Raw genomic sequence first — 15238 nt, 5'->3', positions numbered from 1 at the left:
AGCCGTCTACCAGATTGTTAGTAAAGGGCCTTTTCTTCCTGGACGACCTCCTTGAGCAGTTCGAGAAAGAGCTTGTCGGCTTCGGAGTGCTCGTCGGCGCTGTCGGGAATGTGGATGCTCGTGGTGTCCGAAATCTCGTTGGCGATGGCGGCCATGACCCCATCACTGGTGCCTTGATCGAGGTGGCGTCGAGCAATCTCCAGGGACGTTTCCAGGATCTTCGGGTCTTGCAGGAGTTTCTTGATGAAGCTCTGCAGCTCATTGATAACGCGGGTTTTCTGAATCTCAGATGAGGCCATGGTCGGGCTCCTTCGTGGCGTTTCGTTACTCATGCGTCAACGATACCATGTTTGTTGCCGGGACGAGCCTGGGGACGGTGTCGACGGTTCTGTTGCAGAATGTGTACGACATGTCGGAACCTGACTCTGGCCTGTTACAGAATGTGTTTATATGTGCCAGGATTGTTGGTGAGGGCCCCGCTAGGGCGTACCAAACGGCGTAGATCGAAGTCAGTCCTAGCTTCAAACGAGCGGTTTTGCGGTTCGGGGACCGCAAAATAGCTGAAATTACAAAGTGTCATGTTGTTGGCTTAGCGCAGTAGTACTAGATTTTACCTAGCCGCATTGGCGATTGTTTATAAAGGGAACGCAAATGAACCATTTACTGCACACTCTAGTCCTCTCGCGGCCGACGCGGCTCGCCCGAGCGATCGCGCTGGGATCGGTGGCGGCCTTGGTGCCGTTGACGGTGGCCCAGGCTCAGACGATTCCACCGGGGACCAGCTCGCCCGGTGCCACGACGCTGAGAGACGTCGTCGAACAGACGATCAATACCAACCCGGAAGTCCTCGCGGCCTGGAACGGCTTCCAGGCGGCAGGTCACGATGTCGGCGTTGCCTTCGGTGGCTACTTCCCCCAGATCGATGTCACCGGGGGCGTCGGGCTTGAAGACCGCCAGAACGATCAGCAGGGTAGTTACGATACGGACTACCTCGAACTGACCCTGAACCAGATGATCTACGACGGCTTCGCCACGGCGAGTGAAGTCGAACGTCTGGATCGGGCCGAGCTGGTGCGCTACTACGAATTGATGGGTGCCAGCCAGAATGCGGCACTCGACGCCACCAACGCTTACCTCGATGTGCAGCGGTATCGCGAGCTCGTCGGGCTGGCTCAGGGCAATTACCAGAAACACCTGGAAGTCTTCAATCAGATCGAGGCTCGGGCCATGTCCGGTGCCGGGCGTCGGGTCGATCTGGAACAGATCAGTGGCCGTCTGGCCCTGGCCGAGTCCAATCTGCTGACGGAAGCCTCCAACCTTCACGATGTCTCGGCGCGCTTCCAGCGTCTGGTCGGCGAGTTGCCTCCCGAGTCGCTGTCGCCGGCGCCGAGCTTCGCCGAGGGCTTGCCTGCAGACGTCAGTGAGGCCCTTCAGCTGGCCTACGAGGGCAACCCCGACTTCCATGCCGCCATCGAGAATATCGAAGCCTCTCGTGCCGAGCGCGAGGGCACGAAGGCGCCGTTCCAGCCGCGTCTCGATCTGGTGGGGCGTACCGGGACCTACAAGGGTAGCGATACCGACGGCGACTTCATTTCCGACAACGAACACGAAGATCGCAGCAGCGTCGAGCTTGTCGCCAGCATGAACCTGTATCGTGGGGGCAGTGACCTGGCCTCGTTCCGGGCAGCCAGCGACCGCGTCGAACAGGCGATCAACCTGCGTGACAAGGCCTGTGTCGATATCCGCCAGACAACGACCATCGCGTTCAACGATACGCGTCAGTTGCGCGATCAGCTCCAGTACCTCAACGAGCACCGCCAGACCACCGACAAGGTTCGCGGCGCCTATAAGCAGCAGTTCGATATCGGCCAGCGGTCCCTGCTCGACCTCCTCGATATCGAGAACGAGTATTTTGAGGCCAGTCGCGCGTATGCCAATGCGCAGTTCGATGTCGCATTGGCGGACGCCCGGACGCTGGCCGCCATGGGGCATCTGCTGGAGGCCCTCGAGGTGCGCAAGGAAGGACTGCCGAGCTTGGCTGATCTTGATAGCGATGGTGTCAACATCACCCCGGATATCGTCTGCCCGGCGGTGGGCGCGCGGTCCTATACCCTCGAAGAGTTGACCGGCAACACCCGGGCCCCTGACGTGGTGATGTCCGCAGACGCTCTGTTCGAAATCAATAGCTACGTCCTCAGTACGCAAGCGCAGCGGCGCCTGTCGGATCTCGCCCAGCAGCTTCGCGGGCGCACCGACCTGGTGCGTGTGTTCGTTGCCGGGCACGCCGATATTTCCGGCACCGATGCGATCAATGATCCGTTGTCGCGCAATCGTGCCGCCGCCGTTGGTCAGTACCTGATCAGTCAAGGGGTCGACGCATCGCTGGTCGAGACCCAGGGCTATGGCTCACACCGTCCGGTGCAGTCCAACGATACGGTGGAAGGACGTCGCCAGAATCGGCGTGTCGAGATCACCCTTGAACGAGACGGTGAAAATCTCGATATGTCGTCATCTATTCAGATGTTCAAGGCGCAGGGTGCCGGTGACGATAGCCTGTCTCTGGCTTGGGCTGCATCCACCACGTCGCTGCGCAACGTATAGCGTCCTAGGTCTGTACGGTGTCCGCCGAGTCCGGGACTTGGCGGATTCGAGCAGCCCAGCGGATTAATACTTTTTGATTGCATATCATGAGGGCCTGGCGTGAGGGTGGTGCGACAAGTACTGGCTTCTCAGCGGCAAGGATGGCGCTACGTCTTCACGACGTTCCTATGGCAGATGTACCACTCATGGCTGAAGCGAGGTGAACGTGGAAGAACCACGAGTCGAGAATTCGGTTCAAGAGGAATCGGCCCACGAAGAGGAACTCACGGAAGAGCAGGGGCCATCATCAGCGGTTCGAGATGAACTCCTTGAGGCTCTGCTGACAGTGGCCCATCTGCATGATCATGACGTTAGTGCCGACTCGGTCACGGCGGGGCTACCGCTGGAGGCTGGCTGTTTGACCCCCAGCGTCTTTCCGCGCGCTGCGGACCGCGCCGGAATGACGGCGCGGTTGGCGAAGAGCCGCTTGGTCCAGCTGAACACATCGCTGTTTCCGGTGGTGCTGTTGCTGGAACCGGGGCGCGCCTGCGTTCTGCTCGACATGGATGTGAAACGGCGGGTAGCGAAGGTCGTGTTTCCCGAGTTGGGTCAGGCGGATACCGAGGTGTCGCTGGAGGAGTTGCATCAGCGGTTCAGCGGTAATGCCATCTATGTCCGGCCGAGATTTCGGTTCGATGCGCGTGCGCAGGACGTCAACAAGGACACCTCCAATCATTGGTTCTGGGGAGTCATCAAGGAAAACCGACGGCTCTATCGTGATGTGGTTCTAGGGTCTGTCGCGATCAATATTTTCGCGTTGGCAATGCCACTATTCGTGCTGAATATCTACGACAGGGTGGTGCCTAACCATGCGACAGAAACCATGTGGGTGCTGTCGGTCGGGGTACTGCTGGTACTGGTGTTCGACCTGACGCTACGCCTGATGCGCTCCAGCTTTGTAGATCTTGCCGCTAGTCGTGCGGACGTCAAATTGTCATCCAGGATCATGGCCCGCGTCATGGGGATGCGCATGGAAGCGAAGCCCGCATCGACAGGGTCTTTCGTCGCCATGCTGCAGTCGTTCGAGTCGGTACGATCGTTCATCGGGTCGGCGACGGTGATTGCCATGGTCGACCTGCCGTTTGTCCTGATGTTTATCGCCATCATCGGCCTGATTGGTCCGGCGCTGGTGATCCCGATCGTGGTCGGCGTGCTGTTCATTCTGCTGTACGCCCTCGGCGCTCAAGGCAAGCTGCATGATCTTTCCGAGACCACGTTGAAGGTCGGTGCCCAGCGTAATGCGACCCTGGTGGAGTCTGTCTCGCAGTTGGAAACCGTCAAGGCACTGCGCGGAGAGAGTCGCGTTCAAGGCCAGTGGGAGCAGGCTAGCGCTTTCCTGTCTCGGACCGGTGCCCAGCTCAAGTTCCTTGGCACTTCGGTGACCAGCATCGCTCAGTGGACCCAGAACACCGTGGGCGTGTGTGTCATCCTCATCGGCGTCTATCTGATCATCAAGGGAGACCTCAGTCAGGGCGGGCTCATCGCCGCCTATATGCTGTCTTCTCGGGCGCTGGCTCCGGTGAGCCAGGCAGCGGCGCTGTTGGCCCAGTATCATCAGTCGTCGACGGCGCTGGATTCGCTGAACCGGGTCATGGAGACGCCGGTAGAGCGCGGTGATCAAGGTTATATCGATCGTCCGGCGGTGAAGGGGCTCATCAAGTTCGACAAGGTCACCTTCCGCTATCCCCAGGCCGAGAACGACAGTCTGCGAGATGTATCGATATCGATCGCACCCGGCCAGAAAGTCGCCTTGCTGGGGCGCGTCGGCTGTGGCAAGAGTACGCTGCAGAAGCTGCTGCTAGGGCTCTACCAACCGACGGCTGGCGCAGTGCTGGTCGACGATATTGATATTCGCCAGTTCGATCCACTCCAGCTGCGTCGGCATATCGGGTATGTCCCTCAGGACGTGCGGCTGTTCTTTGGCTCGCTCAAGGACAACATCATCGCCGGGGGCGGAAGTGATGGAGTCGATGACGAATTGCTGCTCAAGGCCATTCAATTGAGTGGACTCGATAGCCTGGTGAGCTCCCATCCCCAGGGCGTGGAATTGCAGGTCGGTGAGGGAGGGCAAATGCTCTCCGGGGGTCAGCGGCAAGCCGTCGCCATTGCTCGTGCCGTGGTCCATGACCCCTCGGTGCTGCTGCTGGATGAGCCAACCAGTGCCATGGACCATGCCAGCGAAGAAGCCTTCAAACGCAACCTGAAGGAGTTCGGGGTCGGCAAGTCCATGTTGGTCGTGACCCACCGCACGTCTCTCTTGTCCCTGGTAGATCGCATCGTCGTCATTGATTCGGGCAAGGTCGTCGCCGACGGTGAGCGCGATAGCGTCATGGAAGCGCTACGCAAGGGACAGATCGGGAGGGCCAATTGATGGCAAAGGACAAGAGTGCTGAGCAGAAAGGCTTCGAGTCCGTAGGTCGCGTCTCCCGGACCGGCGGAAAGGTCTTTCGACCCTTCATTGACCGGCTTTTCGCCCGTCGAGTCAGCGCCTCACATCTCAACCGAGATTGGGCCAGTGATGCGGATTGGGCCCGGATGCAGCAGGACCCGCTCAGGGCCAGGCTTCTGTTGTATATCGTCGCGCTGGCTATCGTCGGGCTGGTGGTGTGGGCCTGTTTTGCGCCCATCGATGAGGTAACGAGAGGCACCGGTCGGGTGATCCCTCCCAGCCAGTTGCAGAGGGTGCAGAGCTTCGACGGAGGGGTGGTGCAGGACATCCTGGTCAGTGAAGGGGATCGTGTCGTCGTCGGTGAGCTGTTGATGCGTATTGACCCAACCCGCTTCTTGTCGACGTTCAACGAGAACCGGGCCAAAGCCGAGAACCTCGAGGCCAAGGCCGAAAGATTGCGGGCTCTGGCCACCACGTCCGAGTTTTCGCCGTCGGAGGAATTGCGTGAGCGTGCTCCGATTATCGTGGCTCGGGAGCGAGACCTCTATCAAAGCAGCCTGGCCACCCTCGACGAGCAGAAGTCGATTCTCTCTGACCGGCTGGAGCAGCGCCGCGCCGAGCTCACGGAAGCACGTTCCCGCCGCGATACCGCGAGCCGAGAACTGGGGCTTGCCAGTCAGGAGCTCAATATGACCAGGCCACTGCTGCAGTCGGGAGCGGTTTCCGAAGTCGAAGTGCTGCGACTGCAGCGCGAGGTATCGAGAGCAAGCGGGGATCGTAACCAGGCGGTCGCTCAGGTTTCACGCTTGGAATCGGCCATCGAAGAGGCCCAGGGTGAGCTTCGCGAAGTGGAGGTCAAGGCGCGCAACGAGTGGCGCCAGGAACTCTCGGCTACCCTCGGTGATCTGTCGGCTCTGGATGAGTCGAGCGAGGGGCTCGAGGACCGCGTCAAGTTGGCTGAGATTCGTTCCCCGGTGGATGGCGTGGTGCAACGTCTGGCGATCAACACGATTGGCGGGGTGGCTCAGCCGGGGCAGGAGGTGGTGGACATTGTGCCGACAGAAGATGCGCTCGTCGTGGAGGCGCGGATTGCGCCGCAGGATATTGCCTTCCTGCGACCGGGGCTGCCGGCCAACATCAAGCTGACGGCCTACGATTTTTCGATCTACGGTGGCCTCGACGCTGAACTGGAGCATATCAGCGCGGATACCACGACCGATGAAGAGGGCAACACGTTCTACCGGGTCAGAGTGCGTACGGTGGAAGATGACGATGCCAGGAAGGCATTGGATGTCATTCCGGGAATGACGGCTCAGGTTGATATCTTGACGGGCAAGAGAACCGTTATGCAGTTCCTGCTCAAGCCTGTGCTGAGAGCCTGGGGAAACGCGATGGGAGAGCGCTAAATGACACGATACCTTGTGTACCAGGGTAGCAGCGAAGTGCCGCGATGGAGCGAGGCCTTTCCCGACCTAGAGGTATTGGCGCCGCACAGTGTGCTGGACATCGCCAACGCAGGTGACGTCGCCTGGGTGGTCGTCGAGCAGGGGGACTGGATCGGGCTGTGCACGCGACTGGCACAGAAAGGCGTTCTAGTGGCTGTACTTTCCTTCAATCCGGCGTCCAACGAGGCCTACAAGGCGTTTACAACGGGCGCTAGAGGATACATTCACGCGCTGTCGACGCCGGATATCCTGCGCCAGGTCGATGTTGTCGTGCGCAATCGCGGGATATGGTTGTGGCCTGAACTGATGGACAGCCTCGTGGGTGGCGTGTTCAAGGCGCTGGGGGGCCCGCAGTCGGTTCAGCCTGATGTGCTCGCCGGCCTGACCGAACGGGAGCGTGATGTCGCCTTGGCTGTTGCCGAGGGACGTAGCAACAAGGTGGTGGCGCGAGATCTCGGCATCACCGAACGCACGGTCAAGGCTCACTTGGGTGCCGTGTTTCGCAAATTGGGGGTAAAGGACAGGATGCAGCTGATTCTGCGCTTGTCACGGGATCGCTAAACGCGCCTTTTGACTCTGAATTGTGGGTTCACCTAAACACCCGTGCCGCTATCGGCACGGGTTTTTTGCGTCAGGAGACCGGTGACTCAGGCGCCGCTACTCGGCTGATGGCTCGCTTGGTGCAGAGCAGATCAGAGCCCCTGCGGGATTGCGTTGTACGCAATATTGAGACGAGGTGTTGAGGATATCTGTGCTAGTCCTGTCCGGCGCGGCGTCTGTTGTGTGCCATAACCGGATGCTTTGAGGGTTAAACGCGCTTCTTGGTCTTGTAGACAGTAGGTCCCCCCCTGCGCATTGCCTAGGGTTTGGCAAAAGTCATTCCGACAATGAGTCCGCAGGGGAAAATATGATGAATGATTCCAGAGTCGTGGCCGTCGAAGGTGAAGCATGGATTCGCAGTGCCGAGGGGGAGTGGCGCGTCGCCAAGCAAGGAGAGCGGTTGCAGGAAGGCGAGACCCTGGTGACGACGGCTAACGGGCGAGTCACGCTTGATTTCGGCGATGGTCTTCGTTCTACCACCATTGCCGCTTCCCAGGAGCTTGCCATTCCCTATGGTGAAGGCGATGGCGATCTGCTGCCGTCGGCGGCAGAAGCAGCGCAATCTGGTGAAGAAAGCATCGACCAACCTACGCAGGGTCTGGCCGTTGCCGATGAGCAGGTTGCCCGCGTTCTGGAGGTCCTTGACGACCCGTCGGCTGATCTCTTCGATGCTCTCGAGGCGCCGGCCTCGGGTCTCAATGGCGGCGTGGGGGAGGGTAATGAAGGCCACTCCTTCGTTCGTTTGCTGCGCATTATCGAGCCCGTGACGCCGCTGAACTATGAGTACGGCTTGGGTGGCGACGATGAAAACGAGGTTCGCTTGTTCATTGGAGACGTCGTCGACGGTGATAATCCAGGCGATGACGAGGACGATGACGCAAGCCCCGACAACGGGGTCTCGATGGGGGGGCTGGAGGGTGGTCCTGATGGCGGTGGTGTGGATGGCGGATCCCCGGGGGGGGAGTCACTTCCAGGAGGGGCCGAATTCGCTGAATTGCGTCTGCACGAAGCCCACCTGGCGAACGGGAGCAGCACCGGTCAAGGGTCGGTGCGAGGCGACAATAGCTTCAGCTTCCGTTCGCCCGATGGCCTCGACTCTGTGACATTCGCAGGCACCGTGATCCTGACGCTGGCCGACCTCGAAGCCCTGGCCTCTTCCCCGGTCGCCATCGCGACCGACCATGGCACCCTCTGGCTCGATAGTTTTTCAGGTTCCGCCGAGGGAGGCGTCATCGACTATCACTACGACCTCGAGCGTCCGGTGGACAATGACAGCAAAAGCGGCGCCACCGATGGCGGTTACATGGAGTCGGTGAGCGTAACGGTGTCCGACGGCGATGGCGATCTGGCGGCGGGGTCGTTGGATGTCATGATCATCGACGATGTCCCGCACAATCAGATAGAAGGTCCGACGAGCGTGGTCGAGGGCCAGACCGTATCCGGGAGCTGGTCCGTGGTCGCAGGAGCGGATGGCGCAGCGCAGACCTACGTCAGCCTTCCGGGCTCCGACGCGCACCATGCCCTCGGCGAGCCGATTCGTCTGGACACCGGCGTCCTGACGGTCGACGCCAACGGCGGCTGGACCTTTGTCGCGGCACCGGGTCTCGATCAGACCGCCGGGACGACGATCGAATTCACGTTGACCAGCGTGGACAACGATGGTGACGATTACTCCTCGAGCCATCGTATCTCGATTACCGATGGTTCTGGGCCGACGACACCGGAAACCGACGGTGACCCCGGCACGTCCGGCGCCATTGCCATTGTCGATGAAGACGGCCTGGCAGGTGGCATCGCCGGCGGTAGTGAAGATGTCGCGGGCGACGCCACCGTCGTGACGGGCTCGCTCGACTATGATTTCGGCGACGACGGTCCGGCCAGCCAAGGAGCCTTCCGCTGGAGCCTGGACGACCTTGCGCCGCTGAGCGTCGACGGTCAGCCGGTGAGCTATGCGCTGAGTGACGACGGCATGACACTGACCGCGCTGGACGAGCAGGGTGAGCTCGTCTTGACCGTGGCCCTGGTCGATCTTGCCGCGGGGGCCTATCGCGTCACCCTGCACCAGAATCTGGACCACCCCGAGAACAGCGTCGAGGACGACCTGTCACTGAACGTGGGTTACACCCTTACCGACGCCGATGGGACCCAGGGGCAGGGCAGCCTGGCCGTGGTCATCGATGATGACACCCCGACTGCCGGGATCAACGCCGATGGCGATGTGACTGAAGTCGTGGAGGGTGGCACGGTCAGTGGCAATTGGTCGATTCTTGGTGGTGCCGATGACGTTAGCCTCATCGAGGTCAACGTCGGTGGTCAGCGCTTTTCGCTGGATAGGCTGCCGGCCTCGGGTGATCAGATGACCCTCGCCTTGGCGGAAGGGGAGCTGACAATCACCAGCGACGGTAGCTGGCAGTTCACGGCGGCAACTGGGCTGGATCAATCACAGCCGACGCGGGTCGAGGCGGAGGTGACGGTAACTGACGGCGACGGAGACGTTGCCACGGCGACCATCGCCGTGGACATCATCGACGGCTCCGGGCCGACCACGCCGGAAACCGACGGTGACCCCGGCACGTCCGGCGCCATTGCCATTGTCGATGAGGACGGTCTGGCTGGCGGCATCGCCGGCGGTAGTGAAGATGTCGCGGGCGAAGACACCGTGGTGACGGGCTCGCTCGACTATGATTTCGGCGACGACGGTCCGGCCAGCCAAGGAGCCTTCCGCTGGAGCCTGGACGACCTTGCGCCGCTGAGCGTCGACGGTCAGCCGGTGAGCTATGCGCTGAGTGACGACGGCATGACGCTGACGGCGCTGGACGCGCAGGGTCAGCTCGTCTTGACCGTGGCCCTGGTCGATCTTGCCGCGGGGTCCTATCGCGTCACCCTGCACCAGAATCTGGACCACCCCGAGAACAGCATCGAGGACGACCTGTCACTGAACGTGGGTTATACCCTTACCGACGCCGATGGAACCGAGGGGCAAGGCAGCCTGGCTGTGGTCATCGATGATGACACCCCGACTGCCGGGATCAACGCCGATGGCGATGTGACTGAAGTCGTGGAGGGTGGCACGGTCAGTGGCAATTGGTCGATTCTTGGTGGTGCCGATGACGTTAGCCTCATCGAGGTCAACGTCGGTGGCCAGCGCTTTGCCTTCGACGAACTGCCGCCCGCAGGAGAACACATGACCCTCGCCTTGCCGGAGGGCAACTTGACGATCGACAGCGATGGCGGGTGGCAGTTCACGGCGGCAACCGGGCTCGACCAGTCCTCCCCGGTGGTGGTCGAGGCCGAGGTCGTGGTCATGGACGGTGACGGCGACATTGCCACGGTGACCATGGCGGTCAGCATCGTCGATGGAGCCGCACCGACGACCCCGGAAACGGATGGTGACCCCGCCACCCAGAGTCCTGTGGCGACACTGGACGAGGATGGCCTGGTCGGCGGTATCGCCGGTGGGGTAGGCGACGTGGCAGGTGCCAGTACCGTCGTCACCGGGGTTCTGGGCTACGACTTCGGTAGCGACGGGCCGGCGTCGGGAGACCAGGCGTTCCGGTGGGATCTCGGCGCCATTGGTGCCATATCCACCGTGGGTGGCGATGCGCTCGAGTTTCGTCTCGACGGCAACCTCGTCCAGGGTGTGTATGGCGACAACGACCAGGTGGCGCTTGAGGTCGAACTGACCGATCTTGCCAGCGGCGCCTACGAAGTACGCTTGTTCGAGGCATTGCAACACCCCGAAGGCGACGACGAGAACGATCTCGCGCTCGCGCTGGGCTACACGGTGACCGATAGCGATGGCTCGACGGCCACCGACGTCCTGAAGGTCGTGGTCGACGATGACAGTCCCGTTGCCTTTTCGGGTGAGGCGGGTGAGCTTAAGGACGGCGAGACTGGGCAGATCGATGCTCAGGCACACGCCGGCGCCGATGGTCTTTCCGGGGTAGCATTCTCCGAGGCCTTGGCAGGAACGGCGGTTGTCGATGCCCTGGGGAATCCACTGTTGTTCGAAGGCAACGTGTTGAACTATTCGCTCGATGATGACGGTATGACGCTGGTTGCCTCGACGGCTCAGGGCGTAGAGGCATTTCGGGTTGTTCTCGCGGGTGACGGACAGTCCTACAGCATCGAGACGGGTCGGGGTGAGTTCGTGGTAGGCATACGTTCCGAAGCAGATCTGTCCACGGCAACGCTGTCCACGGACAGTCACTTTGCGTCGCTTGTACTGGATGATGCGGTGGGTGCAACGCTTTTGTACTCCAGCAACGGATCACTCGAGATCTCGGCAGACGGGTATCTGTCAATGGCGGGAGGCTCGATCGAGCAGGACGACAGCGTCCGCCTGGATCTGCTCGATGGCGGCTCCTTGAGCGGCTCGGTGACGGCCTGGAATGATCACGTGAGAGCCGGACAAGTGACCCAGACGGTGTACGTGCCGGGCGCCGATAATGCGACCGCCACCTTGCGCCTGGGCGCGATCGAATACGCGGCTGACGCCGCTGCGGGGGCCGGTGATCCCTCCGAGAATTCCGGTGCAGCGGTTGGCTTGAGTGTGGGGTCCTTGACGGTGCTGGACGCTCGCGGAGTCGATGTGACGTCGGAGCTGCGCATCGCCGAGGTCGATGGAGACCTGGTGATAGAAGGCATCCACGATGGGTGGAGTCTGCAGCTTGATGCCGCCGTGGGGGTCGAGGCGATCGTCGTCACCGGGGGCGACAGCAATGGCTTCGTGCTGGGGCCGGTCAGCGTAGTCCGAGGCGGTGAACCAGGCGACGCGTCCCTGGACCTTGGGCTGGTCAGTACCGACGGAGATGGGGATATGGCCGTGGGTAGCCTGGAGCTTGTCCTGCCGGCTCCCGACGCGCTGTATGTCGGGAACAACGCTAACAACGGCCCGGACATGCCGAGCGGAAACGATGTCATCATCGCTGACGCCGGTGGCTCATTCTCCATCCTCGAGCCGGCGGGCGACTATAACATGTCGTTCATTCTCGATACGTCGGTGAGCATGAAGAAGCTTGTCGATACCGATAAGCCGGATGGGTCGGGTAAGTACAGTCGCATCGAGTTGCTACAAGCCGCGATGATGCGCCAGCTCGAAAAGTTGGCAGAGCATGACGGCGTGATCAATCTGCAGCTGGTTGACTTTTCATCCGGCGCCACGGCGGCCATCTTCAAGAATTTTGGTGAGGATCAATTGGATGAGGCCAAGGCATTCATCGACGGGCTTCTGGCGAAAGGATCGACGAATTTCGATGCCGGTATGACGCTGAGTACCGACTTTCATAAAGAGATGTCGATTGCCAATAATTATGAAAGCACCTCGATTTTCGTCACGGATGGTTTGCCCTCGGTGTGGTGGAATGAAAATCGCAAGACGGTCGGCACCTACAGTAACGAGGCGGGCCGGATAGAAACCATGGAAGAATCCGTCGCGGCATACAATGAACTCGCCAAGTATGCCAGCGTTCATGGTATCGGCGTGGGTGAAGATAGCCTGGTCGACTACATCCAGTATTTCGACAATACCGAGACCGTTGCCGACGATACCAGTACGATTCTTCAGGATGGCAATACCTACATCGGCGCCACGGGTAAGGTCGACGTCGTCAATTCGGAAGAGGACCTTAATCTTGCCCTGGACAAGGGCTCGAGCGTGTCCGAGCTTGCCGCGCTGGGTGACGATGTCGTGAGAGGTGGAGCGGGCGACGACTTGATCTTCGGCGATACCGTCAACAGCGATGCCCTGGCCTGGACCAACGGCGATAGTGGAGAAGTGGTAGCCGCCAACGAACACGATGGATTGGGGTATGAGGGGCTGTATGAGTACCTGAAATGGTCGCCGGACCATGGCAATGGAGTCGCCCCGACCAGTGCGGCCATCATCGAGTACGTCAGGAGCAACGCCCTTTCGTTGATGGACGTCGGACGTGAGGACGGGGGGAACGACCTTCTTACCGGTGATCAAGGCAACGATACGCTGATCGGTGGCGGCGGCAATGACACGCTGGTGGGTGGACAGGGAGAGGATGTGCTGTGGGGAGGGAGTGGGGCGGATACCTTTACCTGGCAAGCCGCCGATCAAGCGTCTGCCTCTGGGGCGATATCCAACGACCGCATCGAGGACTTTTCACTGCAGGCCGTAGGTAGCGCTGGTGACGTGGACAGGCTCGATCTGTCGGAACTGCTCCTCGACGCCGACTCAGGGCAGGTGAGCGAGTACCTGACTGCGACTCAGCAAGGTAACGATACCTTGTTGCACATCAAGACCGATGGGGGAATTACGTCCGATGGCAGCAATGCCGATCAACGTATTACCTTGGTCAATATCAGTATGGGGGGCGATGCCGAGGCGTTTCTCAACCAGCTCGTATCCGATGGGCAGTTGACTATCGAATAGTCGCCATTCTGGAGCATCAATAAACCCGGCCTGATGGCCGGGTTTTTTTGCTATTTCTCTGGTGACTGGGTTGGGCAAAGGAGCGATATCTCTGGGAGGTTGATGGCGTCAACCTGGTATGTTGTCCATGTTGATGAACCGTTAGACCTGTAATTGTGCTGATAAGAATATGAAAATCTGCTGAAACGATCATATGGCGACGAATATGGGCCTAACTTGTCCTTAGGTACAGTGCCTGGCCTCGACCTCATTGAATATTGTCGACTGATGAAGTGATGCCATGCACTGTATCAGGGATGATGAATATGAGTACGACCGCCATTATTTCGTTGGTTGGAGAGGCCTGGATCCGTAGCCAGGATGGTTCCTTGCGCGAGGCTAATTTAGGTTCATCGATTGCCGAAGGGGAAACGATCATCACCGGGGAGAATGCCCGTGTGGTGCTCGACTTTGGCGGCGGGATGGATACGGCGCTTATCAATGGTGGCACGGAGATCAATATCCCGATAGGCGAAGGGAGTGCCAGCGATGAGTCTCTAGAGGAAGGACAGGTCGAGCGGTTGATGGCTTTGCTTGGCAACACCGATGGCGACATCCAGGACCAGCTAGCCCCTCCGTCAAGCGGTAGCCGGTCCGATGGTAATGCGGATAACGGCCATTCCTTTGTGCGTCTTCTACGCATCGTCGAGGAGCTTACGCCACTGAAGTATCAATTCGACCTGCGCGGTGAAGAGGAACTCGAGCCGAGAGGTGGGATCGCCGACCTGGCAGACGATAATCCTGCCGCCGTGGATCTGGATGTGAGTCTATCGGGTGTCGCGCCGCCGGGCACCTTTGCAGGGCCCGCGGGTAATAGCCCAGGGGGGGAAGGAACCGGATCGGCCAGCGGCGCAAACGGTGCACTACCACCCGCTGCACAATGGGCGCAGCTAGTGGTCGGTGAAGCCGGCTTGCCGGGCGGCAGCGCAGACGACGGAAAGGGCATTAGTCAGTCGGGGGTGTTTGGCTTCTCGTCGCCTGATGGTCTGGCGGAGCTGACTTTTGGTGATTCGTTGGTGTTGTCACTGGCTGACCTGAGAGGCCTCGAGGCGGCGCCGCTGGCGGTCGTGACCGATCACGGAACGGTATGGCTCGATGGATTTACGGGAGATGCCGCCGGTGGCGAGGTTTCCTACCACTTCGAACTCGAGTCGGCGGTGGACAACGACCGCCAACCGGGTGCCAGCGATGGCGGGTACGTTGAACAGGTCGCGGTGGCGGTCACCGACGTCGATGGGAGTCATGCCAGCGGCAGTCTCGGCATCCTCATTGTCGATGATATACCGACGAATCAGGTGCAAGGCCCGGTCAATGTCGTCGAGGGAGAATCCGTTGTCGGCACCTGGAGCCGTGAAGCGGGAGCCGATGGGGAAGACACCACGGTGGTGTTCGTCATCGGGGACGACACCCCCTATGCGTTGGGCACCTTGATTGCCACGCCCGGGGGGATGCTACTGGTCAATCAGGACGGTAGCTGGTCGTTTGATGCAGCGCCGGGCGGCGCCGGCGGGGAAGACTTGATGTTTCGGCTGGTGACGACGGACATGGACGGTGATCGGGCCGACACCACGCATCGAGTCCGTATCACCCCCGACACTGGCCCGGTCACCCCGGACAGCGACGGGGATGCCAGTACGCTACCGGTTGCGACCACGCTGGATGAAGATGGCCTGCCTGGCGGTATCGCCGGCGGCAAGGGGGATGCCCCCGGCGAGGCCGTGGTGA

7 protein-coding genes are annotated in these 15238 nt (G+C 60.6%); 6 read left to right on the top strand and 1 reads right to left on the bottom strand.

What is annotated here, in order from left to right:
* Positions 1-17 precede the first annotated feature (17 nt).
* Positions 18-299 (bottom strand): hypothetical protein, encoded by a 282-nt coding sequence (locus ACUN9Y_RS21665; protein ID WP_445462821.1) that lies wholly within the window; start codon positions 297-299, stop codon positions 18-20.
* Positions 300-651: 352 nt separating this feature from the next.
* Between ACUN9Y_RS21665 and ACUN9Y_RS21660 the strand changes: the two genes are divergently transcribed.
* The 6 genes from ACUN9Y_RS21660 to ACUN9Y_RS21635 form a co-directional block, all read left to right on the top strand.
* On the top strand, positions 652-2601 hold the full coding sequence (locus ACUN9Y_RS21660; RefSeq protein WP_445462820.1) for a TolC family outer membrane protein: 1950 nt from the start codon (positions 652-654) through the stop codon (positions 2599-2601).
* A gap of 205 nt (positions 2602-2806) precedes the next feature.
* Positions 2807-5011 carry a type I secretion system permease/ATPase gene (locus tag ACUN9Y_RS21655; RefSeq protein ID WP_445462819.1) on the top strand — a complete coding sequence of 735 codons (2205 nt, stop codon included), beginning with the start codon at positions 2807-2809 and terminating at the stop codon, positions 5009-5011.
* Positions 5011-6435, top strand: a complete 1425-nt coding sequence (locus ACUN9Y_RS21650) for an HlyD family type I secretion periplasmic adaptor subunit (RefSeq protein ID WP_445462838.1) — start codon at positions 5011-5013, stop codon at positions 6433-6435. The genes ACUN9Y_RS21655 and ACUN9Y_RS21650 overlap by 1 nt, the downstream gene beginning before the upstream one ends.
* Complete coding sequence (locus ACUN9Y_RS21645; RefSeq protein ID WP_445462818.1) at positions 6436-7035, top strand: LuxR C-terminal-related transcriptional regulator; 600 nt, start codon at positions 6436-6438, stop codon at positions 7033-7035.
* A 349-nt stretch (positions 7036-7384) separates the two neighbouring features.
* The gene (locus ACUN9Y_RS21640) at positions 7385-13474 is read left to right on the top strand and encodes a retention module-containing protein (RefSeq protein WP_445462817.1); all 6090 of its coding nucleotides are present in this window, start codon (positions 7385-7387) and stop codon (positions 13472-13474) included.
* Between the two features lie 305 nt (positions 13475-13779).
* A partial coding sequence (locus ACUN9Y_RS21635) for a retention module-containing protein (RefSeq protein ID WP_445462816.1) occupies positions 13780-15238 on the top strand: 1459 nt, incomplete at its 3' end.

The sequence above is a fragment of the Halomonas sp. V046 genome (assembly GCF_052645355.1).
The sequence above is the reverse complement of the archived record's forward strand: the minus strand, read 5'-3'. Positions and strand labels throughout refer to the sequence as shown.

Bases quoted from the DNA above. Each gene is read 5' to 3' on its own strand.
- ACUN9Y_RS21645 (WP_445462818.1), top strand. From the start codon at position 6,436: ATGACACGATACCTTGTGTACCAGGGTAGCAGCGAAGTGCCGCGATGG.
- ACUN9Y_RS21660 (WP_445462820.1), top strand. From the start codon at position 652: ATGAACCATTTACTGCACACTCTAGTCCTCTCGCGGCCGACGCGGCTC.
- ACUN9Y_RS21640 (WP_445462817.1), top strand. From the start codon at position 7,385: ATGAATGATTCCAGAGTCGTGGCCGTCGAAGGTGAAGCATGGATTCGC.
- ACUN9Y_RS21665 (WP_445462821.1), bottom strand. From the start codon at position 299: ATGGCCTCATCTGAGATTCAGAAAACCCGCGTTATCAATGAGCTGCAG.
- ACUN9Y_RS21650 (WP_445462838.1), top strand. From the start codon at position 5,011: ATGGCAAAGGACAAGAGTGCTGAGCAGAAAGGCTTCGAGTCCGTAGGT.